The organism is Amycolatopsis circi (assembly GCF_003385235.1).
Classification (GTDB): domain Bacteria; phylum Actinomycetota; class Actinomycetes; order Mycobacteriales; family Pseudonocardiaceae; genus Amycolatopsis; species Amycolatopsis circi.
Window position 1 is genome coordinate 1 of the sequence record NZ_PQIA01000161.1, and the last position, 19,735, is coordinate 19,735.

Annotated in this window: 21 protein-coding genes; 9 read left to right on the top strand and 12 right to left on the bottom strand. The window is 69.8% G+C overall.

The genetic code is table 11. The annotated features are described in order from the left end of the window. A partial coding sequence (locus D0D37_RS40620; RefSeq protein ID WP_162834723.1) for a peptidoglycan-binding domain-containing protein occupies positions 1–303 on the top strand: 303 nt, incomplete at its 5' end. Here D0D37_RS40620 and D0D37_RS40625 read toward each other — a convergent pair. Together D0D37_RS40625 and D0D37_RS40630 are read right to left on the bottom strand one after the other, a co-directional pair. After that, on the bottom strand, positions 236–1,234 hold the full coding sequence (locus D0D37_RS40625) for a helix-turn-helix transcriptional regulator (protein WP_116205889.1): 999 nt from the start codon (positions 1,232–1,234) through the stop codon (positions 236–238). The genes D0D37_RS40620 and D0D37_RS40625 overlap by 68 nt on opposite strands. Before the next feature lie 40 nt (positions 1,235–1,274). Further along, a complete protein-coding gene (locus D0D37_RS40630) occupies positions 1,275–2,051 on the bottom strand; it encodes a glycerophosphodiester phosphodiesterase family protein (RefSeq protein ID WP_116205890.1) in 777 nt (258 codons plus the stop codon). Between the two features lie 66 nt (positions 2,052–2,117). Between D0D37_RS40630 and D0D37_RS40635 the strand changes: the two genes are divergently transcribed. Together D0D37_RS40635 and D0D37_RS40640 are read left to right on the top strand one after the other, a co-directional pair. Continuing rightward, a complete protein-coding gene (locus D0D37_RS40635) occupies positions 2,118–2,498 on the top strand; it encodes a hypothetical protein (protein ID WP_116205891.1) in 381 nt (126 codons plus the stop codon). Positions 2,499–2,595: 97 nt separating this feature from the next. Then, complete coding sequence (locus tag D0D37_RS40640; RefSeq protein WP_116205892.1) at positions 2,596–3,417, top strand: DNA ligase-like domain-containing protein; 822 nt, start codon at positions 2,596–2,598, stop codon at positions 3,415–3,417. 246 nt (positions 3,418–3,663) lie between these two features. Here the strand turns inward: D0D37_RS40640 and D0D37_RS40645 are convergent, their stop codons facing one another. The 3 genes from D0D37_RS40645 to D0D37_RS40655 form a co-directional block, all read right to left on the bottom strand. Beyond that, positions 3,664–4,128 (bottom strand): SRPBCC family protein, encoded by a 465-nt coding sequence (locus D0D37_RS40645; RefSeq protein WP_208720479.1) that lies wholly within the window; start codon positions 4,126–4,128, stop codon positions 3,664–3,666. A 4-nt stretch (positions 4,129–4,132) separates the two neighbouring features. Continuing rightward, positions 4,133–5,158, bottom strand: a complete 1,026-nt coding sequence (locus tag D0D37_RS40650) for a tyrosine-type recombinase/integrase (RefSeq protein ID WP_116205894.1) — start codon at positions 5,156–5,158, stop codon at positions 4,133–4,135. Between the two features lie 660 nt (positions 5,159–5,818). Beyond that, on the bottom strand, positions 5,819–6,529 hold the full coding sequence (locus D0D37_RS40655) for an SDR family NAD(P)-dependent oxidoreductase (RefSeq protein WP_116205904.1): 711 nt from the start codon (positions 6,527–6,529) through the stop codon (positions 5,819–5,821). Positions 6,530–6,589: 60 nt separating this feature from the next. On the opposite strand from D0D37_RS40655, the gene D0D37_RS40660 reads away from it, so the two are divergent. After that, positions 6,590–7,183: a hypothetical protein gene (locus D0D37_RS40660; protein WP_208720481.1), complete on the top strand. Its 594-nt coding sequence runs from the start codon at positions 6,590–6,592 to the stop codon at positions 7,181–7,183. On the opposite strand, the gene D0D37_RS40665 is transcribed toward D0D37_RS40660, so the two are convergent. After that, positions 7,180–8,046: an LLM class flavin-dependent oxidoreductase gene (locus D0D37_RS40665; RefSeq protein WP_116205895.1), complete on the bottom strand. Its 867-nt coding sequence runs from the start codon at positions 8,044–8,046 to the stop codon at positions 7,180–7,182. The two genes, D0D37_RS40660 and D0D37_RS40665, sit on opposite strands and share 4 nt — an antisense overlap. Before the next feature lie 41 nt (positions 8,047–8,087). Continuing rightward, entirely contained in the window at positions 8,088–9,056 is a 969-nt protein-coding gene (locus D0D37_RS40670; RefSeq protein WP_162834724.1) for a DMT family transporter, read from the bottom strand. Between the two features lie 126 nt (positions 9,057–9,182). On the opposite strand from D0D37_RS40670, the gene D0D37_RS40675 reads away from it, so the two are divergent. The 4 genes from D0D37_RS40675 to rox all read left to right on the top strand — a co-directional run bounded on the left by D0D37_RS40675 (position 9,183) and on the right by rox (position 13,688). Then, positions 9,183–9,788, top strand: a complete 606-nt coding sequence (locus D0D37_RS40675) for a TetR/AcrR family transcriptional regulator (protein WP_116205897.1) — start codon at positions 9,183–9,185, stop codon at positions 9,786–9,788. Further along, complete coding sequence (locus tag D0D37_RS40680) at positions 9,772–11,388, top strand: acyl-CoA dehydrogenase family protein (protein WP_116205898.1); 1,617 nt, start codon at positions 9,772–9,774, stop codon at positions 11,386–11,388. The genes D0D37_RS40675 and D0D37_RS40680 overlap by 17 nt, the downstream gene beginning before the upstream one ends. A 52-nt stretch (positions 11,389–11,440) precedes the next feature. Further along, on the top strand, positions 11,441–12,085 hold the full coding sequence (locus D0D37_RS40685) for a class I SAM-dependent DNA methyltransferase (RefSeq protein ID WP_116205899.1): 645 nt from the start codon (positions 11,441–11,443) through the stop codon (positions 12,083–12,085). Positions 12,086–12,260: 175 nt separating this feature from the next. After that, positions 12,261–13,688 carry a rifampin monooxygenase gene (rox, locus tag D0D37_RS40690; protein ID WP_116205900.1) on the top strand — a complete coding sequence of 476 codons (1,428 nt, stop codon included), beginning with the start codon at positions 12,261–12,263 and terminating at the stop codon, positions 13,686–13,688. A gap of 67 nt (positions 13,689–13,755) precedes the next feature. Here rox and D0D37_RS40695 read toward each other — a convergent pair whose 3' ends face one another. The 4 genes from D0D37_RS40695 to D0D37_RS40710 all read right to left on the bottom strand — a co-directional run bounded on the left by D0D37_RS40695 (position 13,756) and on the right by D0D37_RS40710 (position 17,988). Then, on the bottom strand, positions 13,756–14,529 hold the full coding sequence (locus D0D37_RS40695; RefSeq protein ID WP_244223846.1) for a PE-PPE domain-containing protein: 774 nt from the start codon (positions 14,527–14,529) through the stop codon (positions 13,756–13,758). A 181-nt stretch (positions 14,530–14,710) separates the two neighbouring features. Beyond that, entirely contained in the window at positions 14,711–15,649 is a 939-nt protein-coding gene (locus D0D37_RS40700; protein WP_116205901.1) for a fumarylacetoacetate hydrolase family protein, read from the bottom strand. Then, positions 15,646–16,428 (bottom strand): cyclase family protein, encoded by a 783-nt coding sequence (locus D0D37_RS40705; protein ID WP_116205902.1) that lies wholly within the window; start codon positions 16,426–16,428, stop codon positions 15,646–15,648. Before D0D37_RS40705 ends, D0D37_RS40700 begins: the two co-directional genes overlap by 4 nt. A 33-nt stretch (positions 16,429–16,461) precedes the next feature. Continuing rightward, positions 16,462–17,988 carry a CocE/NonD family hydrolase gene (locus D0D37_RS40710; RefSeq protein ID WP_116205903.1) on the bottom strand — a complete coding sequence of 509 codons (1,527 nt, stop codon included), beginning with the start codon at positions 17,986–17,988 and terminating at the stop codon, positions 16,462–16,464. Positions 17,989–18,092: 104 nt separating this feature from the next. Here D0D37_RS40710 and D0D37_RS40715 point away from each other — a divergent pair, with 104 nt between their 5' ends. After that, positions 18,093–18,710, top strand: coding sequence for a TetR-like C-terminal domain-containing protein (locus tag D0D37_RS40715; protein ID WP_116205907.1), 618 nt, complete (start codon positions 18,093–18,095; stop codon positions 18,708–18,710). A 405-nt stretch (positions 18,711–19,115) separates the two neighbouring features. Here the strand turns inward: D0D37_RS40715 and D0D37_RS40720 are convergent. Next, positions 19,116–19,735, bottom strand: a 620-nt coding sequence (locus D0D37_RS40720) for an SWIM zinc finger family protein (protein WP_116205908.1), incomplete at its 5' end; no start/stop codon positions are given.

The following is a 19,735-nucleotide window of genomic DNA, read 5'->3' on the forward strand; positions in this document are numbered from 1 at the left end:
TGCGGCGGCGGACTGCCGACCCCGCCCGCGCCCAAGCCGCAGCCCACCCCGCCGCCGGGACCGCCCGGCGCGACACCCGCCTGGCCCGGCCTCGTCTACGCCTACGGCGACTGCGCGCCCGCGCTGCGCACGTTCCAGCTGCGGATGAACGCCTTCGGCTACGGCTTCAGCGGCACCGGCTGCTACTACGACAAGACCCGCACCGCGGTCCTGGACCTCCAGCGCGCCAACGGCATCAACGATTCGGGCCGGCTGGGTCCGAAGACGTGGAAGGCAGCGTGGGAAGGCAAGGCTCCGCGCTGACCTGCCCCGCTTCGGCGTAGCGGGCGGCGAGCTGCCGGAACGCTTCGGTCAGTTCGGCCGGGCCGACGACTTCGAGATCGGCGTCGACCCGGCCGAACGAGGCGGCCAGCCCACGCCACGACCAAGCACCGAGACTGACCCGGCACCGGTCCGGCCCGAGCGCCTCGATGACGCCGTCGGCCAGGTAGCTCGCCGCTTCGGTCGCCGGGAGACGCATGATCACCTCGCCGCGGCAAGGCCATTCGCCGGACAGATCCGTCCCGCGGAACTTGGCGGCCACGAACGCGGCGACGTCGCCCAGCCCGCGCTCGGCGAACCGCGGCCCGGTGGGCGTGCGCGGCGTGATCCGGTCCGCGCGGAAGATCCGCCAGTCCTCGCGGTCGAGATCCCACGCGACCAGATACCACCGCTGGCCCCACGTGACGAGATGATGCGGCTCGACGCGGCGAGGAGGCGTATCCGTTGGCGCGTAGTCGAACCGCAGCACCTCGCGGGCGCGGACGGCGGCGCTCAACGCGACGAGAGTTTGCGGATCCGCACTCGGCGCGGGGTGTTCGACAGCGGTGAAGCTCAAGGCATCGACGCGATGCCGCAGCCGCGAGGGCATCACCTGCCGCACGGTCTGCAATGCCCGCTTGGCCGCCTCCTCGACACCAGCCCCGGTCAGGGCCTGCAACGCGATGGCGAGCGCGACGGCTTGATCGTCATCGAACAGCAGCGGCGGGAGCTGCGCACCGGCGTCGAGCCGATAACCGCCATCCGGCCCCTTCGTCGTGACGATCGGATAACCCAACTCCCGCAGCCGGTCCACGTCGCGACGCACCGTGCGCGGACTGACCTCAAGCCGCTCCGCCAGCAGCGCGCCCGGCCAATCCCGCCGAGCCTGAAGCAACGAGAGCAGCGACAACAGCCGCGCGGAAGTCTTCGGCACGCCGTCGATCCTGCCTTCAGCAGCGGTCAGGTTCAGTCCGCTACTTCCACGCACCCCGCTCCTGAAGCACCTCGCGCAGCAGATCCGGCCGGTCCGTGACGATCCCGTGCACACCGAGGTCCAGCAGCGTCCGCATCTCGTCCGCCTCGTCGATCGTCCACGTGTGCACCTCGAACCCGCGCCGCACCGCGGACTTCACGAACGCCTCGTCGACCACCTTCAACGGCCCCTGCCGCACCGGGACCTGCGCGAGCCAGCCCGCCGAGAACCGGCTGAACTGCAGCAGCGGAGCCCAGCCGTTCGTCCACAACAGGAACACCGACCGCGGCCCCATCGCGGTCAGCAGCTTCGGCCCCGCCAACCGGCGCAGCCGAGAGAGCCGGGAGTCCGAAAAGGACGCCGCGGCGACCCGGTCGATCGCCCCGGTCCGCTGCAGCGTCCGCACGAACGGCACCACCGCGCTGTCGGCCTTCACGTCGATGTTGAAAAACGCCTCCGGCAATTCCTCGAGCAGATCCTCCAGCCGCGACAACGGCGCCCGGCCGTCGATCTTCACGTCCTTGAGCTGCGCCCAGGTCTGGGTCGCGATCGCGCCGCGCCCGTCGGTCGTGCGATCGAGCGTCCCGTCGTGATGGACCACGACCACGCCGTCCGACGTGGCGTGCACGTCGGTTTCGAGATAGCGGTACCCCTCGGCGACCGCGCGCTGGAACGCCGGCAACGAGTTCTCCAGCCCCTCCAGGTCGCCGATGTGCCAGCCGCGGTGGGCGAAGGCGCGGGGGAGCGAGCCGGCGAGGTACGGAAACGGTGGACGCATGCTTCCAGTCTGCGCCATCGGTGTGGCCCCGTCGTGTGAACGTGATGGACAGCTAGAGTCCGGCGGGTGAGGGAACTGGCCGAAACCGCTCTGACCGGCGACGAACGCGTCGTGCCGCGTCGCTCGAACGCCCCGAAACACTGCGGCTGGTGCGGCCGCCGCCTGCCCGAAGCGGGCAACGTCGGACGCCGCCGCCGCTACTGCGGGCAGTCCTGCCGCCAGCGCGCCTACGAACGCCGCACCGCCCTGCAGCGCAGCGGCCTGCCCGAGGACGCCGTCGTGCTGTCCGACACCGAGATCGCCGCCCTGCAGGACCGGCTCTTCCAGCTCCGCTGCGCGGCGGAAGACATCGTGACCGCCGCCCAGGACGGCGCGTCCGCGAGCGAACTGCGTCAGCTCGCCGAGGAGATCGCGACCGCGGCGAAGGACCTCGAACAGCTCCGCTGAGCCTCCTCCTGCTCCCTGAATAGTGCGGTCCGACCTGCTGACTATTTTCTGTTATGCCAATTGACACAAGCAGTCGGGCGGCTCTACTGTTCCCGCCATGGACGAACCCCGAGGGCGAGGCCGGCCCCGCAAAAACCCCGCGACCCCGGCGCGCTGGACGCCCCCGGAAGGCTGGTCGCGGCTGGTCGCCTGGATCTCCCCGGAGGAGAAGAAGGCGCTGAAGCACGTCGCGGTCGAAGCGGACGTGTCCGTGGCGGACCTCGTCCGGTCGCTGGCGAGCGGACTGGCCGAGGGCGTCGTCAGCCACGAGGAATTACTGGGGCACGTCAGGAGAGGGAAACAAGTCATGGAGAAGATCCCCACGCTCTTCGAACGCGACGAGCGCTTCCAGGTCGTCGACCGGCCCCGCGCGGAATGCGCGTGGGTCTTCGACGGCGCCGGAGTGGGGACCGAGAAACTCGACGGCACCAACGTCCGCCTGACCGTCCGCTCCGGCCGCCTGGTCCGCGTCGAGAAACGCCGAAACCCGAACAAAGCCCAGAAACAGCAAGGAATCGTGGACGGCTGGTACGTCGACACCGACGAATCGTCCGCCGACGACAAGTGGATCCTCGCCGCCGCCGGAAACACCGACGTGTCGGAATGGGCGGACGGAGAGCACCCGTGCGAAGCGCTCGGGCCGCGCATCCAGGGCAACCCGCTGGCCTTGCCGGACCACCTCTGCGTCCCGTTCGACTTCCAAGCGCCCACGGTGCAGGAAGTCCCGCGCAGCTACCAGGACCTGCGCGAGTTCCTGACCACTTTGGACAGCAAGTTCTCGCCGGGCCACCTCGCGGAGGGCATCGTGTTCCACCACCCGGACGGACGGCGGGCGAAGATCAAGCGGAAGGACTTTCCCCGGAGTACTGCGGCTGTCTGAAGCTCCGGCGCGCGGGTGCTGCCGAGGGCTCGAATCGCCGGGGGAGAGGCGTCGGCGCCGGGAGCGAACGCGGGTCCGATCACCGCGCAAGTACGCCGCCCGTCGGGTGCGCTGGTTTCCTGCGCACCCGACGGACCTGCTCTTCCGCTTCCGGCGTGTCAGGCGCAGGGGAGAGGCTGCCGATCTCCGCACCTGGACCCATCCGCGGCAGGACGCCACACCCGACAAGGACCGGGCGAACCTCGCCTACGACTGCGGAAGTTCGGCCGCCTTGGCCAAATTTTCCAGCGACGCCGCCAGCTTGTCCGCCGTCATGGACCGCGCCCGGGCGTTCCGCATCGTGTCGTCGGGATCCAGGTCGGACCAGTCGTAGGTGTGCGTCACCGCCGTGCGCGTCTCGCCGACCGGGTTCAGTTCCCAGCGCCACAAATGTCCCGGCGGTCGCTTACCCTGCTCCGAAGGCCGCCACGCCATCCGGCGCGCTTCCTCGAACTCCACGATGTGATTCTCCCGCACCCAGCCGTTCGTGAGAGTCGTCGTGAACACGTCGCCGACCGCATGGACGCGCTGACCCGGCTCGGACTCGGCCAGATTGTCGTTGCCGTCCCAGCCGGGCTGCCGCGCCGGATCGGCGATCAGCTCGAAAATCCGCTCCGCCGGGGCCTCGATCTCACGGCTGGCGCGCACGACGCGCGAAGGTTCGTCAGTCACCCGCTCATGCAATCACATCGGCCTCCCGCGCAGTGCCCTCTCGAGAACCCTCGTCCCGAGCCAGCCCGTCAAGCGCCCGATAGGTCCGGTTGCTCGCCGCGGCGGCCCGCTGTTCGCGGCCGGTCGCCTCGATGTAGTTCTGACTCGTCGCCAGGCTCGCATGCCCCAGCAAGGACATGATCTCCGACGCCGTGGCACCGTCCTCAGCCAACCGCGTGGCGAACGTATGCCGCAACGCATGGAGATTCGCGCCCGTCGGCACACGGTCGTGCAGCCCCGCCCACCGGTAACACGACTTCACCAGATACTCCAGCGCGCCGCGGCCGATCGGATTGCCCGCCCGGTCCCGCAGCAACGGTTCGCCCGCCGGAAAACGCAGCCGGGGAAAGCGCCGACGGCACGAAGCCTGGTAGTCCTCGATCAGCTTCGCCATCGCCGGCTGCACCGGGATCGACCGGTCCCGGCTGCCCTTGCCGTGGACGTGCAACCGCAGCTCACCGTCCCGTCCGACCACCGAACGCGGGGCGAGCGCACGCATTTCCGCCGCCCGCAGGCCCGCGACCAAACCGAGCGCCAGGACCAGCACATCCCGTTCCGGCCACGGATCCCGCGCACGCCGGGCGCCGTCGGCCGCCGCGGTGAGCAGTTGCTCGGGAGTTTCCTCGCCCCGCAAGGGTTTCGGCGTGAGCGGGGGAGTCTTGGGCCGGGCGACCGCGCCCATCGGATTGCCCGGGAGCATCCCGTCGGACACGCAGAACGTCAGGAACTGGTTCCACGTCGACCAAGCCCGCAACACCGAGCTTTTCGCGTGGTTGTCGGCGAACGCGCCGAAGGCGGCCCGCAGCACCGGCGCTGTCAGCTCTTCGACGTCCGCCTCGTCGCGACCCAGCTCAGCCAGCAGGAGAGCGGTGATCCCGGCGAGGTCGCGCCGATAGGCGGCAGTGGTGTGCGGCGAGTCCTTGCGCGGCCGCCGTGCCGCGAAGAACGCTTGCTGTGCCTCGGAAACGAGCATAGTGATCTTGTACCGCACAGCACCGACAATTTCGACGCTAGCCGTTGTCTGATATATGATGCATAATAGCGATTATGCATGAAACATGGCCGCAGGAGGGGTTCGACCAGGCTTGAGAAGGGGCTGGATCCCCTTGGGGGACAGCGCTTTCCGATTGACCCATTCGCCGCCGGATGCTCCCTGTGTGCCGTGAAAAGTCGGCGCTCAGGCTTGCTCCGGCACAGCGAACAGGTCTGGCGCTGGATCGAACCTGCGGCGCGTTCATCCAGCCGAGTGGAACTTCAGACTGCCTGAGTCGGTCTCAACGCGTTGGAGAAAGTTGTTGTGCTCCAACCTCAACGTCCGGTCAGTCGTGCTTAATTCGTCACGGTGACGAATTAAGCACGACTGACCCAGCGCATCTCGTCGGGGATCCCAGGCCGTTCGCCACGTCCTGAACCCTGGAGCCCCTGGAAACCTGGCCACGGATCTACGTACGACGAGAGACGTCAGCTGATGCCAACTGAGCCAGCGGCTGCCGAGTTCGCACGCCGACACGTGCACAGACAAGTCCTGCGACCGCGTCGGAATCTCTGGAAAACCCCTCCTCAGACCCTTGATCAGCAGGTCAGCAAAACGCCGATAATGTACATTATGTCAAGTAAGCGGCTTGACGTGCTGCCCCGGCCGCGGAACCCCTCACCACGCCAGCGGGCCGTCGATGTCCACGTAGGTGCCGGTCGGTCCGTCGGCGGCCACCTGGGCCATCCGGACGATGATCTCCGCGCCTTGCTCAACGGACTGTCCGCCGCGGCGTCCGTTGATGTCCGTGTTCGTGTAGCCAGGTTCGACGGCGTTGATCCGGATCTCCGGGAACGCCTTCGCGTACTGGACAGTCACCATGTTCACCGCGGCTTTCGACGCCGGGTACGCCACGCCGCGGTACGCGTGCTGATGCGTCGCCTGGTCGGTCATTCTGCCCAGCGAACCCAGCGCGCTGCTGACGTTCACCACGACCGGCACGGATGACCGTCGCAGGAGCGGCAGAAACGCATGGAGCACTCGGACGACGCCGAAGACGTTGGTCTCGAACGTTTCTCGCATCAGGTCGGCAGTCACCTCCGATGCGCCGATCGGCTCTCCGTCGCTCCCCAGTTCGACGGCGATGCCTGCGTTGTTGACGAGGACGTCCAGTCCCCCGTCAGCCTCGACGGTTTTCGCTGCGGCGAGGACTGATGCTTCGTCGGTGACGTCGAGCTGAACGGTTCGCGCGCCGAGTTCTTCCGCGGCTCGTTGGCCTCGGGCGGCGTCGCGCGCGCCGAGGTAGACGGTGTGTCCGGCGGCAACCAGGCGGCGGGCGGTTTCGTAGCCGAGTCCTTTGGTGGCACCGGTGATGAGCGTTGTGGTCATGGCGGCGAAGGTAGGTGCTGGAGCGCGGACCAGGTCAAGAATCGGTGGCAGGATGGGTGGATGCCGCTGCCTGCGCCGACGACGCACGACTGGTCCCGTGATCACGATCCGGAGCATCTGCGGTCGATCCGGGAGAACCCGGATCGGTACGCGCCGACCGGAATGTGTCATTTGCTTCTCGAGGTGCTCGCCTACGCCGCGGACGAGGCTGAGGATCGTGGCTCGGGCCGGGCGGTCGTCGAATTTCACCCGGATGGTTCGGTGTCTGTCTCGGACGACGGTCGCGGGACGCAGATGGCGGTCGGCGACGACGGGCGGCCGGTGCGGAAACCGGTCATGGCGACGAAAGACTTCCGGTACTTCGATTCTCCGCCCGCCACTCCCCTCCCTGACGGACATCCGCGGTACGGGATGTCCGTCGTCGCGGCGTTGAGCGAGTGGCTGGTGCACACGAATCGCCGCGCAGAGGGTGCGTGGACGCAGCGGTATCACCACGGCGTTCCGGCTGACGAGCTGGTCGCGGTGCCGGCCGACGGCACTACCGGGACGACGGTGCGTTTCCTCCCGGCCGCCGGTCTCCGTGACGATCTCTCCGCCGAGTCTGTGCGGCCGTTGGCGGAGCGGTTGAGCCGGGTGCTGGTGGTCGAGGTCTAGTCCACTCCCCTTGGCGGGCCTTGGCTGATGCGGCGGAGGGTGGGTTCGAGGCGGTCGAGGTCGCTGGTGGTGATCAGCTGCCGTTCGTCCCACCAGGTCGCGCCGGCTTCGGCGAGCGGGGCGATCAGGTCGCGGGCGCGGGCCGGGTCGCCTGGGGTGCGGCCGCCGACGACGAATTCGAACTTCTCCCCCGCGCCGTGTTTTCGGGCGTAGGACACGACATCGCGGACGTCTTCGGCTGCCGGGACGACGCCGTGCGTGGCGTTTTTGAACAGCGGCGCGATGCCGTCCCAGCGCGCGGCGCGGCGGACCGGTCGGTGGTTGGGCCAGACGGCGGCCAGCCAGACGGGCGGGCGCGGTTGCTGGACGGTGGCGGGCAGGAGGGTGACGTCGCGGACTTGGTAGTGCTTGCCGTCGTGGTCGACGGGGTTTCCGGACCAGTATCGGTCGAGGAGGCCGAGGCTTTCGTCGAGGTGCTCGGCGAGGACGACCGGGTCGGTGGGTTCGCCGAAGCTGCCGAATTCGTCCTGGATGGGTCCGCCGAGTCCCGCGCCGAAGATGACCCGTCCGCCGCTGAGGGCGTCGAGGGTGGCGACCTGGCGGGCGAGGTGTTCGGGGCGGCGTCGGGGCACCGCGGTGACGAGCGTGCCGATCTTGAGGGTGGAGGTCGCGAGCGCGGCGGCGGTCAGCAGCATCCAGGGATCGCCGAACGGCTGGCCGCGGCGGGCTTTCTTGTTGTGGACCACGTGGTCCCAGAGGAACAGTGCGTCCCAGCCTTCTTGTTCGGCCGCTGCCGCCACTCTCGCCACGGTCCGGGCGTCGGCGAAATCGCCGAAGTTCGGGATGTTGATCGAGAAGTGCATGCCGGGCATGGTCCCGGCGGCAGGGCTGGTGCGGCAAGCGATTATGCGCTGGTCCCCGCTGCCTCCGAGGTGTGGGCCGCGGCCTTCGCGTCGTGCTTGGTCCGCGCCACCGTGCTGATCGCGACGAGCGCGACGATCCCCACGACGCCTGCGAAGGTGAGCACCGACGGCGTGAGCCGCTGGTCGGGCAGCTGCAGGAAGAACGCGAACAGCGGCGAGAGCGTGAGCAGGACCGACGCGGTGATCGGCTCGGTGTGCTTGATGCCGACCTGCAGCAGGTACAGCGGCACCGCGACGCCCACGACCGCGATCATCAGCGACGGGAGGAATGCCGTCGCCACGTCCGGATGGTCGTTGAGCGCGACCAGCGTCCAGGTCACGGCCAGCATCAGGAAGAACCGCACCGCCAGCACCGATCGCGGTTTCAGGCCTGCCTCGCTGAGCCGTTTGGAGTAGATCACGTTTGTCACCGAGCCCAGCCCGGTGAGCAGGGTGAGCGCGATGCCGATCGCGGTGTCCGCAGTGGACCGTTCGCCCACCGCGCTGTGCCCGGTGAACGATCCCCAGACCAGCATCGCGATCATCACGCCGATGAACAGCGACACGACGACCTCGGTGCGCAGCACCTTCGTCCCGGGCCGCAGCACGGGGCCGACCAGCACGGTCAGCAGCGGGCCGAGCGCGAGCCCTACGACGTTCACGATCGCCGGTTCGAGGAACTTCAGTGCGTACAGCATCGACAGCCATGTCACGGCAGTCGTCACGTTGATCATGAGCACGTCGTAGCGGTGGTCCCGCAGCGGCCGCAGTGCCGCCGCCGGGCCGCGCCTGATCAGGTCGCCGCCGAGGAAGAACACGGCGGCGAGCGTGAACGAGATGGCCGCGACCGTCGCCGGATCGTGCGCCTGAAGCTGGTTTCCCGCGAAGACGTCGAGTGCTGCGGTGAGGAACGCGAAGCCGGTCAGGGGCACGAGTCCCCGAGCCAGCCGCGTTCTGGGAGTTTCGGGCACGGCAGGGGCCCCCTGGGCTGCGAAGTATTCGTCGGATGCGGTCAAAGGAAAGTGTCCAGGGCCTGGCAAGCCGATTAGAGAAGCGACCGTTGACTCAAGTTGTGAATCGGTGGTTCACTTCTTGGCGTGGCCTACCGCAGAACGCCCAAAGTCCAGGAGCGGCTCGACGCGCTCCGGGACGCCATCCTGGACGCCACCGTGCAGCAGCTGGCCGAGCACGGGTACTCCGGTTGCTCGGTAGCCGCCGTCGCTGAGCGGGCTGGCGTCGCGGTCGGCACCGTGTACCGGCACTTCCCCACCAAGGCCGACCTGGTCGTGCGCGTCTTCCGGCAGGTCGTCTCGCGCGAGGTCGAGGCGGTGCGTTCCGCGGCGGCCGGGCCGGTTGATCCGGTCGCGCGGGTCGTGGCGGTGTTCGAGACGTTCGCGGTGCGGGCGTTGAAGGCGCCGCGGCTGGCGTACGCCCTGCTGGCCGAGCCGGTGGACGCGGTGATCGACGCGGAGCGGCTCGAGTTCCGGCGGGTGTTCCGGGACGTGGTGGCCGAGCATGTCGCCGAAGGCGTGCGGACGGGCGTGTTGCCGGCGCAGGACGCGGCGGTGAGCGCGGCGGCGCTGGTCGGTGCCGCGGCAGAAGTGTTGATCGGCCCGCTGACCAGCGGCGGGTCGGCGGAAGTCAGCGAGTTGAGCACGTTCGTCGTGCGGTCACTGGGAGGTTCGGATGCCCGCAACGCATGAGGTCGTCAATCAGGTTCCGCCGCTGGAACACGACGTCGCCGCCGATCCGGCGCTGGCGGAGGCGGTCGGGCGCACGGAGGCGGCGTGGGTCGTCGACGAGCTGCACGAGCTGGGGCGGCTGGCGGGCGGGGAGCAGGTGCAGGAGTGGAGCCGGCTGGTCAACGAGAACGAGCCGGTGCTGCGCACGCACGACCGTTTCGGCCACCGGATCGACGAGGTCGAGTTCCATCCGCATTGGCACGACCTGATGAACGTCGCGGTGTCGCACGGGCTGCAGGGCGCGCCGTGGCGGGACGAGCGGCCGGGGGCGCATGCGGCGCGGGCGGCGAAGTTCTATGTGTGGAGCCAGTCCGAGGCCGGGCACACCTGCCCGATTTCGATGACGTACGCGGCGGTTCCGGCGTTGCGCGCGAACCCGGAGCTGACCGAGAAGTACGAGCCGTTGCTGGCGTCGACCGAGTACGACTTCGGGTTGCGCGAGCCGAGCACGAAACGCGGCCTGATCGCGGGCATGTCGATGACCGAGAAGCAGGGCGGGTCGGACGTTCGCGCGAACACCACCGCGGCGCGGCCGGCGGGCGACGGCACCTACCGGCTGGTCGGGCACAAGTGGTTCACCAGCGCGCCGATGTCGGACATGTTCCTCACGCTCGCGCAGGCCCCCGGCGGGCTGTCCTGCTTCCTGCTCCCCCGCGTGCTTCCGGACGGCAGCCGGAACCCGATCCGGTTGCAGCGTTTGAAGGACAAGCTCGGCAACCGGTCGAACGCGTCGTCGGAGATCGAGTACGACGACGCGGTGGGCTGGCTCGTCGGCGAGGAGGGGCGCGGGGTCCGCACGATCATCGAGATGGTCAACAACACCCGGCTCGACTGCGCGCTCGGCAGTTCGTCGGGCATGCGGCTGGGCGCGGTCCGGGCGGTGCATCACGCGACGCACCGGTACGCGTTCGGCAAGGCGCTCGTGGACCAGCCGTTGATGGCGAACGTGCTGGCGGACTTGGTGATCGAGGCGGAAGCGGCGGTGGCGGCGTCGATGCGGCTCGCGGCCGCGGGCGACCGGCGCGCCGACGAGCAGGAGCAGGCGTTCCGTCGGCTCGGGCTCGCGGTGACCAAGTACTGGGTCTGCAAGCGTGCTCCGATGCACGCGGCCGAGGCGCTGGAATGCTTCGGCGGCAACGGGTATGTCGAGGAATCGGGCATGCCGCGGCTGTACCGGGAAGCTCCCCTGATGTCGATCTGGGAGGGTTCGGGCAACGTGGCCGCGCTCGACGCGTTGCGCGCGATGGGACGGCAGCCCGAGTCCGTAGCGGCGTTTTTCGCCGAGGTGGAACTCGCGGCGGGCGGGGACTCGCGTCTCGACGACGCGGTCGACCGGCTCAAGAAGGATCTGTCCGATGTGGACGATCTGGAGTTCAGGGCGCGCCGGGTGGTCGAGTCGATGGCGTTGGTGCTGCAGGGTTCGCTGCTCGTGCGGCATGCGCCGCGCGCGGTGGCGGACGCGTTCTGCGGCACGCGGTTCGGCGGAGACTGGGGGCTGGCTTTCGGCACTTTGCCCGCTGGAACCGACACTTCCGCGATCATCGCCCGCGCCCGCGTCTAGTCCGCGTGTTTCGCCGGACAGGGCGCGGCGGCGAGCGCTACTGTCCCTGCCCGTGACCGAACCTGTTTACGTAACCGAGACGCGGACCGCGTACGACACCGTCGCCGAGTCGTACGCGGACATGCTGAAGGATTTCCTCGAGTCGAGCACGTGGGACCGGACCATGCTCGGCGCGTTCGCGGAGCTGACCGGCGAGGGGCCGGTGGGCGATCTGGGTTGCGGCCCCGGCCGTCTCACCGGGTACATCGCGTCGCTCGGATTGGACGTCTTCGGCGTCGACCTGTCCCCCGCGATGGTCGAGGTCGCCCGCCGGACGCATCCGCAGCTGCGCTTCGAGGTGGGCTCGCTGGCCGCGCTCGACCTTGCCGACGGCTCGCTCGCCGGGGCGCTCGCGTGGTACTCGCTGATCCACACGCCGCCGGAGGAGCTTCCGGTGGTGGCCAAGGAACTCGCGCGGGTGCTGCGGCCCGGCGGCTGGCTGCTGACCGCGTTCCAGGTGGGCGAGAACCAGCGCCGGCGCATCGAGAACGCCTACGGCCACGACATCGCGGCCGACGCGTACCGGCTCGACCCGGATTTCATCGCTCAGCTGCTCGCCGACGCCGGATTCGTGGTGGACGCGCGTCTGGTGCGCGAACCGGGACCGAGCTTCGAAGCGACCCAGCAGGCGTACTTGATGGCCCGCAAGGAGGGCTGAGGAAAGTCCACTGGGGACGGATATGGGCAGAGACTTCCCTCTGCCCACTTCAACATATAGCGCACCCCGGGGCTTGCGGCAAGACCCCGGTGGTGCTCCACAATCGTCCGCCGGAGCCACTGCCAGCGGAAAGACCGCGGGCGGAATCGGCTCCGGTACAGGGGACGAGAAGTTCATGACGGACGTGATCGTGGTGGGGGCCGGGCCGGCGGGTGTGCTGCTGGCGGCGGAGCTGCGGCTGCACGGGGTGCGCGTGGTCGTGCTGGAGAAGGAGGCGGAGCCGCCGAAGTTCGTGCGCGCGCTGGGGATGCATTCGCGCAGCATGGAGGTGCTGGACCAGCGCGGGATGCTGGAGCCGTTCCTTGCCGAGGGCTCGACGCATCCGGTCGGCGGTTTCTTCGCGGGGATCCCGCGTCCCGCGCCGGAGCGGCTGGACACCTCGCATCCGTACGTGCTGGGGCTTCCGCAGCCGATCACCGATCGGCTGCTCGCCGAGCACGCGGTGAAGGCGGGCGCGGAGATCCGGCGCGGGTGCGAGGTCGTCGGGCTGAGCCAGGACGACGACGGGGTGAGCGTCTCGCTGGCCGACGGCAGCGAACTGCGGGCGCGCTACCTCGTCGGCTGCGACGGCGGGCGGAGCACGGTGCGCAAGGCGCTCGGCGTCGCGTTCCCGGGCGAGCCCGCGCGGCGCGAGATTCTGCTGGGCGAGATGGAGGCGACCGCGGATCCCGCCGAAATCACCGCGCTGGTGATGGAAATCCGCAAGACACAGCTGTGGTTCGGGGTCGGGCCGCTCCGCGACGGGATGTTCCGCGTGGTCGTGCCCGCGGCCGACGTGGTGGAGGACCGGGAGGCGCGGACGCCGACGCTGGACGAGGTCAAACACCAGCTGCGCGAGTACGCCGGGACGGACTTCGGCGTCCACTCCCCTCGCTGGCTCTCGCGGTTCGGGGACGCGACCCGGCAGGCCGAGCACTACCGCGTCGGCCGGGTGCTTCTCGCGGGCGACGCGGCGCACGTCCACCCGCCGCTGGGCGGGCAGGGGCTCAACCTCGGCCTCCAGGACGCGTTCAACCTCGGCTGGAAACTCGCCGCCGAGGTCAACGGCTGGGCTCCGGAGGGGCTGCTGGACACCTACGAGTCCGAGCGGCATCCGGTCGCGGACGCCGTGCTGGACAACGTCCGCGCGCAGGCGGTGGTGATGTCGCCCGATCCGGACGGGCGCGCGATGCGGCGGCTGATGACGGAGCTGATGGCCTTCGAGGAGGTCAACCGGCTGCTGCTGGAGAAGGTGCTCGCGCTCGACATCCGCTACGACTTCGGCGACGGGCACCCGCTGCTCGGACGGCGGATGCCGGACCTTGCGCTCAAGCGAGGACGGCTGTACGAGCTGATGCACCAGGGCCGCGGGCTGCTGCTGGACCAGAACGGGCAGCTATCGGCGGAAGGCTGGGCGGACCGGGTCGACCGCGTCGTGGACGTGAGCGAGGACCTCGATGTGCCGGCCGCGCTGCTGCGGCCGGACGGGCACGTGGTCTGGACCGGCGAGGATCAGCGGGAGCTGGACATGCGGATGTTGCAATGGTTCGGCGCGCAGCGATGAGGACATAGCGGGCCGAGCGGGTTTCCCGGCCGCACTGGGGGTGCCGGGAAACCCGCTCGGGCGGCGGTCAGGGATGCACCGGACCGCCCCAGCAGTCCTGTTTGCCCAGTCGCACGGACGTGTTGGTGTACACGCCGTCCGCGATGGTGTCCCCCATGATCGACCGCTGGTCGGTGGGACGCGGCCACTGGTAGCACCAGTGCTGGGCGAAGTAGCCGCCCGCCGCCTGGATCGGGTCGAAGTCGCAGATGCCGTCGGTCTGGATGCAGTAGCGGATGGACCGGACGCCGTTGAAGTCCGGGCGGCCCGCGCCGAACGAGACGTAGCCGCCGAACGGCGACGGCAGCCCGGTGCCCGGCGGGAGCGTCGCGCTGATCCCGGTTCCGGCCGGGCCGGGCGGCTGCATCGGGTCGGCGAACAGTTTCGCGCTGAACTTCGCCTTGTCGACGCCGAGCTGGCCGTCGGCAATGTCGTTGAGGACCAGGTTCGCCACGATCGCTCCCTGGGAGTAGCCGACGACGGTGAACTCGGCGTTCGGGTTCTCGCGGTAGGCGTCCTGGACGACCTGGCGTCCCCGGTCGTGTCCGATCGCGACGCTCCGGTCCATCGGGGTCTGGTCGCAGTTCGGCGCGCCGGCGGCTCCGGCGGGATAGTCCACGACGCGCGCGATGCCGCCCTGCAGCCATTCCGGACGGTAGACCGACGCTTTCCCGTCGCAGGTGCCGCCGATCAGGATGTAGTAGTGCGCGCCGTCGGCCGACGCCGGCGCCGCGCTGGCGAATCCCGCGCCGAGCGTGGCGACGACAGCGCCGATCAGCGCGATCCTCCTGGCTTTCTTCACAATCGGGTCCCCTCCGCGTCGAATGGTCAGCACGTTACTGAACGCAGTGGGAAAGCTACGGAGAAGCTATGAAATCCTGCTGAAAGCATGATCGCCCGCGTACTGCCCGGTGCGCCGATGCCGCTGGTCAGGCCGCACAGCCGCCGGAGACGAGTCCACCGGATCGAGTGACCCGCGGTGGTCAAGCCGGGCTTCTCCCCCGACGTGCGCGGCGGGCTGGGGGAACGTTGTGCAGGGGCGGTCCGGCGACCACGGTGTTGTGGACTGTGCCGATCCCTTGCACCGTCATGCGGACGGTGTCGCCGATGCGCAGCGGCGGCGGTTGCCGGTCGCAGTGCCATCCCCACAGCTCGGCGAGGCAGCCGCTGCCGCAGGTTCCGGAGCCGAGCACGTCGCCGGGCCGGACCCAGGTGCCGCGGCTGGCGTAGGCGATCAGCTCGGCGAAGGTCCAGGCCATGTTCGCGAGAGTGTCGCCGCCGATGCGGGTGTCGTTGACGAAAACCTCCATGGCGAGGTCGTACCGGCCGCCGCTCGCGCGGTCGGCCAGTTCGTCCGGGGTGACCAGGACCGGGCCGAGGGTGGTGGCGGTGTCTTTGCCTTTGACCGGTCCGAGTCCGACGCGCATTTCGCGGCTCTGCAGATCGCGGGCCGACCAGTCGTTGAGGATGGTGAACCCGGCGATGTGGTCCGCGGCCTCGGCGACGGACAGGTTGAAACCCGCTTTGCCGATCACGGCCGCGACCTCGAGCTCGAAATCCAGCACTTCGCACCCGGGCGGCATCGGCACCGCGGTTCCGGAGCCGATCGCCGCGTGCGGGTTGGTGAAGTAGAAGGCGGGCGCTTCGTACCAGGCGGCCGGGACCTCGCTGTTTCCGGTGATCGCGCGGAGCGAACCTGCCGTGTGCTGTTCGAAGGTGATGAAGTCGCGGATGCTGGCGACCGGCACCGGGACCCCGATCGACGCGGTTTCGTCCCAGGCCGACCGCTGGCTCGCCGCCGCGGCCTCGCCGGCGACGAGCACCTCGAAGAGGTCCGCCGTCTCGGGGAACAGATCGATGCGATCGCCGTCGACGACGCCGTAGCGCCGAACACCGTCGACGGGCAGGGAACCGATTCTCATGCCGTCTCCTCGTCGAAGATCGCCACCGCGCGGGTCCAGCCTGCCGATGCCGCGTGGATCTTGACCGGGAAGCAGGCGATCCGGAATCCGGTGGCCGGGAGGTTCTCCAGGTTGTGGAGCTTCTCGAGGTGGCAGTAGCCGATCTCGCGGCCGGCCCGGTGGCCCTCCCAGATGACGGAGGCGTCGTGGTCGCGGGCGTAGCGCTCGGCGGTGAACAGGAACGGGGCGTCCCAGCTCCAGGCGTCGGTTCCGGTCACCCGCACCCCTTGTTCGAGCAGGTGCAGGGTGGCCGCGCGGCCGACTCCGCAGCCGGAGCTGACGTAGTCGTCCTGGCCGTATCGGGTGCCGGCCCGGGTGTTGACCACCACGATGTCGAGCGGGCGCAGCCGGTGGCCGATCCGGTCGAGTTCGGTGTCGATGTCGGCGGGGGTGGCGACGTGGCCGTCGGGCAGGTGGCGGAAGTCCAGTTTGACTCCCTCTTGGAAGCACCAGTGCAGCGGCACCTCGTCGATCGTCATGGCCCGGCTGCCTCCGTCCATAGTGGACGCGTAGTGGTACGGGGCGTCGAGATGAGTGCCGGTGTGGGTGGTGGCCTCGATCCGCTCGATCGCCCAGCCTTCTCCGTCGGGCAGGTCCGCGGCCGTCGCGCCCGGGAAGAAGCGGAGCAGATCCGGGACTGACTGCTGATGGTCGACGTAGGTGATCGAGGGGCGGTGGCCGGGCGGGTCGGAGGCGATCCCGCCCCGCAGCGGGACCGAAATGTCCACGAGCTGTCGCATGGCGACTCCTTCAAGGCTCCCTGGGCGCGGGCGTTATCGCGGGATGACGGGGACGAGCAGGTGGGAGGCGTGGTCGCCGCCGAGGTGGATGGCGGCGGCGGTCGCCGGGCGGCGGAGACCGGGATGGTCGTGGGTCATGAAGCCGAGGTCGCTGTCGCCGGTGACCAATTCGAGGCGCAGCCGCTCGCCCGGCGCGAGGGTGATGCTGGTGGGCCAGATCTCGACCTCGAGCAGGGTCGGCTCGCCGGGCACGAGGGGAATTTCGCGGGCGTGGGTGTGCCACGGCCGGTGCGGCAGCGACCGCTCGGGATCGGTCTCGCGGTGGGAAGCCTTGAGCCAGCCCATGGTCATCGGGACCGGGTCGCCCTGGGGGCCGACACCCGGGATCGGCTCGCCGTCGGCGCCGATGTGCTGCACCCGCGCGAAGACGTCGAGGTCTTCCTGGTCGGCGCTGAGCCACAGGCGCAGCGCGACCGGACCGGTCAGCTCGAGCGGCTCGGACACCGGGGCAGTGTCGAAGCTGGCAGGGTAGGCCACCGTCGCGGCGTCCGCGGGCCGGTCCCAGTCGAGTACTCCGTCGCCGAGGTGGAGCTCGCGCCATTGCGTCTGCGGGAGCGGGAAGTCCGCGGCGTCTCGCCATTCGACCTCGCGCCCGTGCCGGATCGCCAGCCGCACCGGGGCCACGCCGTCCATCCGGCCGGGCTGGTCCTTGAGGAAACGGTCGAGGAAACGCAGCTGCAGATCCAGCGCCCAGTCGGCGTAGTAGGGATCGATATGGGTGCCGGTGTGCACCACGAGCCACTTGTCCCGCGACGCCGCGCGGGCCCAGCCTTCGATGTTGCCGCGCAGGTGCACATGGAGGGCGCCCCAGTTGCCGGCCGACAGCACCGGCACCGTGACCCGGTCGAGATCGACGATGTGCGCTTGGTGGTAGTCGTCGAGCACGGGACGCCGCGGGAGCACCTCGCGCCAGTCGTCGCCGTCGCCGTCGTCGCCGTTGCGTTGAGGGGTGATCTGGCGGTTCCACCAGAACTCGACGAATCCGTGGGCGTACAGGCCGCCCTGGTAGATGAAGTCGCGGTAGAAGTCGGTTGCGCCTTCCCAGGCCACGATCGCGGCGAGGTGCGGCGGCTGGAGCTCCGCCACCCGCCAGCCCATCATCGCGAGCCACGAGATGCCGCTGGAAGCCACCTTGCCGTTGGACCACGGCTGTCCGGCCGCCCACTCGACGACGTCGTAGAAGTCCTCGGAATCGCTCGGGCTCATCAGGTCCATCCGGCCGGGCGACTTGCCGGTGCCCCGGGTGTCGGCGCGCAGCACGGCGTAGCCGCGGGCCGTCCACCACTCGGGATCCGGGGTCTCCCAGACCATGTGCTCGCTCTGCGGCACGAGCTCGTAGAGCGGATAGCGGTCCGGCCAGTGCACGTCCTTGCCGTACGGGCTGATCGACGCCAGCACGGGAAACGCGCCGTCGCCGTCAGGGTCGTCGGGAAGGAACACGTCGGCCAGGATCGGCGAGCCGGTGCGGGCGGGGACCTCGATGTCCCGTTCGATGCGCATCTCAGTACTCCAGTGAGTGGACCATTAAAGCAAGTCAGCTTGCGTCAAGGAGTATGGCCGCCGGCGCGCGCTAAAGCAAGCGGACTTGTATTAGAGTGGTGCCCGTGAACGATTCGGACGTCCGGCGACGGCCCGGTGGACGGGCGGCCCGAGTGCGCGCCGCGGTCATCGAGGCGACCAACGAGCTCCTGCGGGACCAAGGCCTGACGGGCCTGAAAGTGTCGGAGGTGGCGCGGCGCGCGCAGGTGAACGAGACGTCGATCTTCCGGCGGTGGGGCACCCGCGAGAACCTCGTCATCGATGCCCTGCTCGCCGACGCCGCCGAACAGCTTCCGGTGCCCGACAGCGGGACTTTGCGGGGCGACCTGATCGCCTACGCCGCCTCGCTCGCGAAGTACCTGACCTCGCCCGCGGGCAACGCCCTCGATCGAACACTGGCCTCGGCCGGCGACGACCCGATCACCCAGCAGCTGCGAGACCAGTACTGGGACGCCCGCTACGCCCAGTCCGGCCAGATCGCCGAGCGGGCGGTCAAGCGCGGAGAGCTGCCCGAGGCGACCGATCCCCGCTTCGTGCTGGAGATGCTTGTCGCACCGCTGCACTTCAGGATCGTGCTCACCCGCGAGCCGCTCGAACCGGACTTGCCCGTACGCATCGTCGACGCCCTTCTCCGCGGGCTCGTCTCCGCCGCCGACGGCCCGCCGGGGTCGCGGTTCTCCTGAGCGAGCAGACGCGAATGCCCCCGCCGGACGCGGGTTCGCCTGTCTGATGCGACAGTGTTTGTTCGTGAGCGGCGACCGCGCTCTCCGCTGCGGCGACACTCGGCGCCTGGCCCGGTGCCGAACTCGTATCGAACCGCACGCCGAGGTCAGCACCCTCGACTGGGAGCTGGACCGGCGCCGCACAGAGACCGGCGAGCCCTGACCGGCGCGGTCGCTCCTCGACGACTTGCTCATGCGCAACGCCGTGAACCGCGGTCACGAGCCGCGAACATCCGCGCTCCGTTTCCCCCGGCACAAACCACCGGACGGCCGCCGCTGCCGGAAGCCGGTCAGGCTGGCCAGCAAAGCCATACCGCCCGATCTCTCCCGAGTGCTGCGGAGACCCCGGCTGCGCGCGAGCGCGGGTCAGCGCATGCGGGGCGTGAACTCCGCGAGGTCGGGCAACGGCGGCACCTCCCGCGCGTATGCGTCCGCGGCCAGCACTCCGGTGGTGACCCGGGTGGCCGTGCGGCGGCCGAGTTCGTCGAGGATTTCCTGTTCGGTGCGGCCCCTCGCGAGCAGCAGCAGGAACGGGTCGGCGTCGAGCAGCCACGCGACCTGGAACGACAGGGCGGCGGCGTGCCGGCACGGGAGTTCCCAGCCGGGGCAGTCGCAGTCCGGGTCGAGGTCGCCGAGGCCGGGCAGCAGCGGGACGACCTCGGCCAGCTCCGGCGGCAGGTGCCGGTCCAGCAGCGCGGCGAGGTGCCCGGAGTGGTCGGCGGCGCGGTCGAGCAGCAGCTCCCAGTCCGTTGTGGACAGTTCGGCCAGGTGCACGCCGGTGCGGTACGGGCCGTCGTCGGCGTCCTCGGTGGTCGCGGTGATCAGGCCCGGGCTGACCGTGATCGGGCCGACCAGTCCGGCCGCGGCGTAGCTGCGTCCTTTCTTCAGCTGCCGCAGGTCGAGCGCGGTGTCCTCCATCGCCTGCAGCCACGCGCGGCCCCACCAGGTGCGGGCGAACGGGCCGCGCGTGGCTGCAGGCGATGGAG

Excerpts from the sequence above, each read along its gene's own strand:
- D0D37_RS40630 (WP_116205890.1), bottom strand. The coding sequence starts at position 2,051 with ATGCGTCCACCGTTTCCGTACCTCGCCGGCTCGCTCCCCCGCGCCTTC.
- D0D37_RS40640 (WP_116205892.1), top strand. The coding sequence starts at position 2,596 with ATGGACGAACCCCGAGGGCGAGGCCGGCCCCGCAAAAACCCCGCGACC.
- D0D37_RS40655 (WP_116205904.1), bottom strand. The coding sequence starts at position 6,529 with ATGACCACAACGCTCATCACCGGTGCCACCAAAGGACTCGGCTACGAA.
- D0D37_RS40660 (WP_208720481.1), top strand. The coding sequence starts at position 6,590 with ATGCCGCTGCCTGCGCCGACGACGCACGACTGGTCCCGTGATCACGAT.
- D0D37_RS40665 (WP_116205895.1), bottom strand. The coding sequence starts at position 8,046 with ATGCACTTCTCGATCAACATCCCGAACTTCGGCGATTTCGCCGACGCC.
- D0D37_RS40680 (WP_116205898.1), top strand. The coding sequence starts at position 9,772 with ATGCCCGCAACGCATGAGGTCGTCAATCAGGTTCCGCCGCTGGAACAC.
- rox (WP_116205900.1), top strand. The coding sequence starts at position 12,261 with ATGACGGACGTGATCGTGGTGGGGGCCGGGCCGGCGGGTGTGCTGCTG.
- D0D37_RS40700 (WP_116205901.1), bottom strand. The coding sequence starts at position 15,649 with ATGAGAATCGGTTCCCTGCCCGTCGACGGTGTTCGGCGCTACGGCGTC.
- D0D37_RS40705 (WP_116205902.1), bottom strand. The coding sequence starts at position 16,428 with ATGCGACAGCTCGTGGACATTTCGGTCCCGCTGCGGGGCGGGATCGCC.
- D0D37_RS40710 (WP_116205903.1), bottom strand. The coding sequence starts at position 17,988 with ATGCGCATCGAACGGGACATCGAGGTCCCCGCCCGCACCGGCTCGCCG.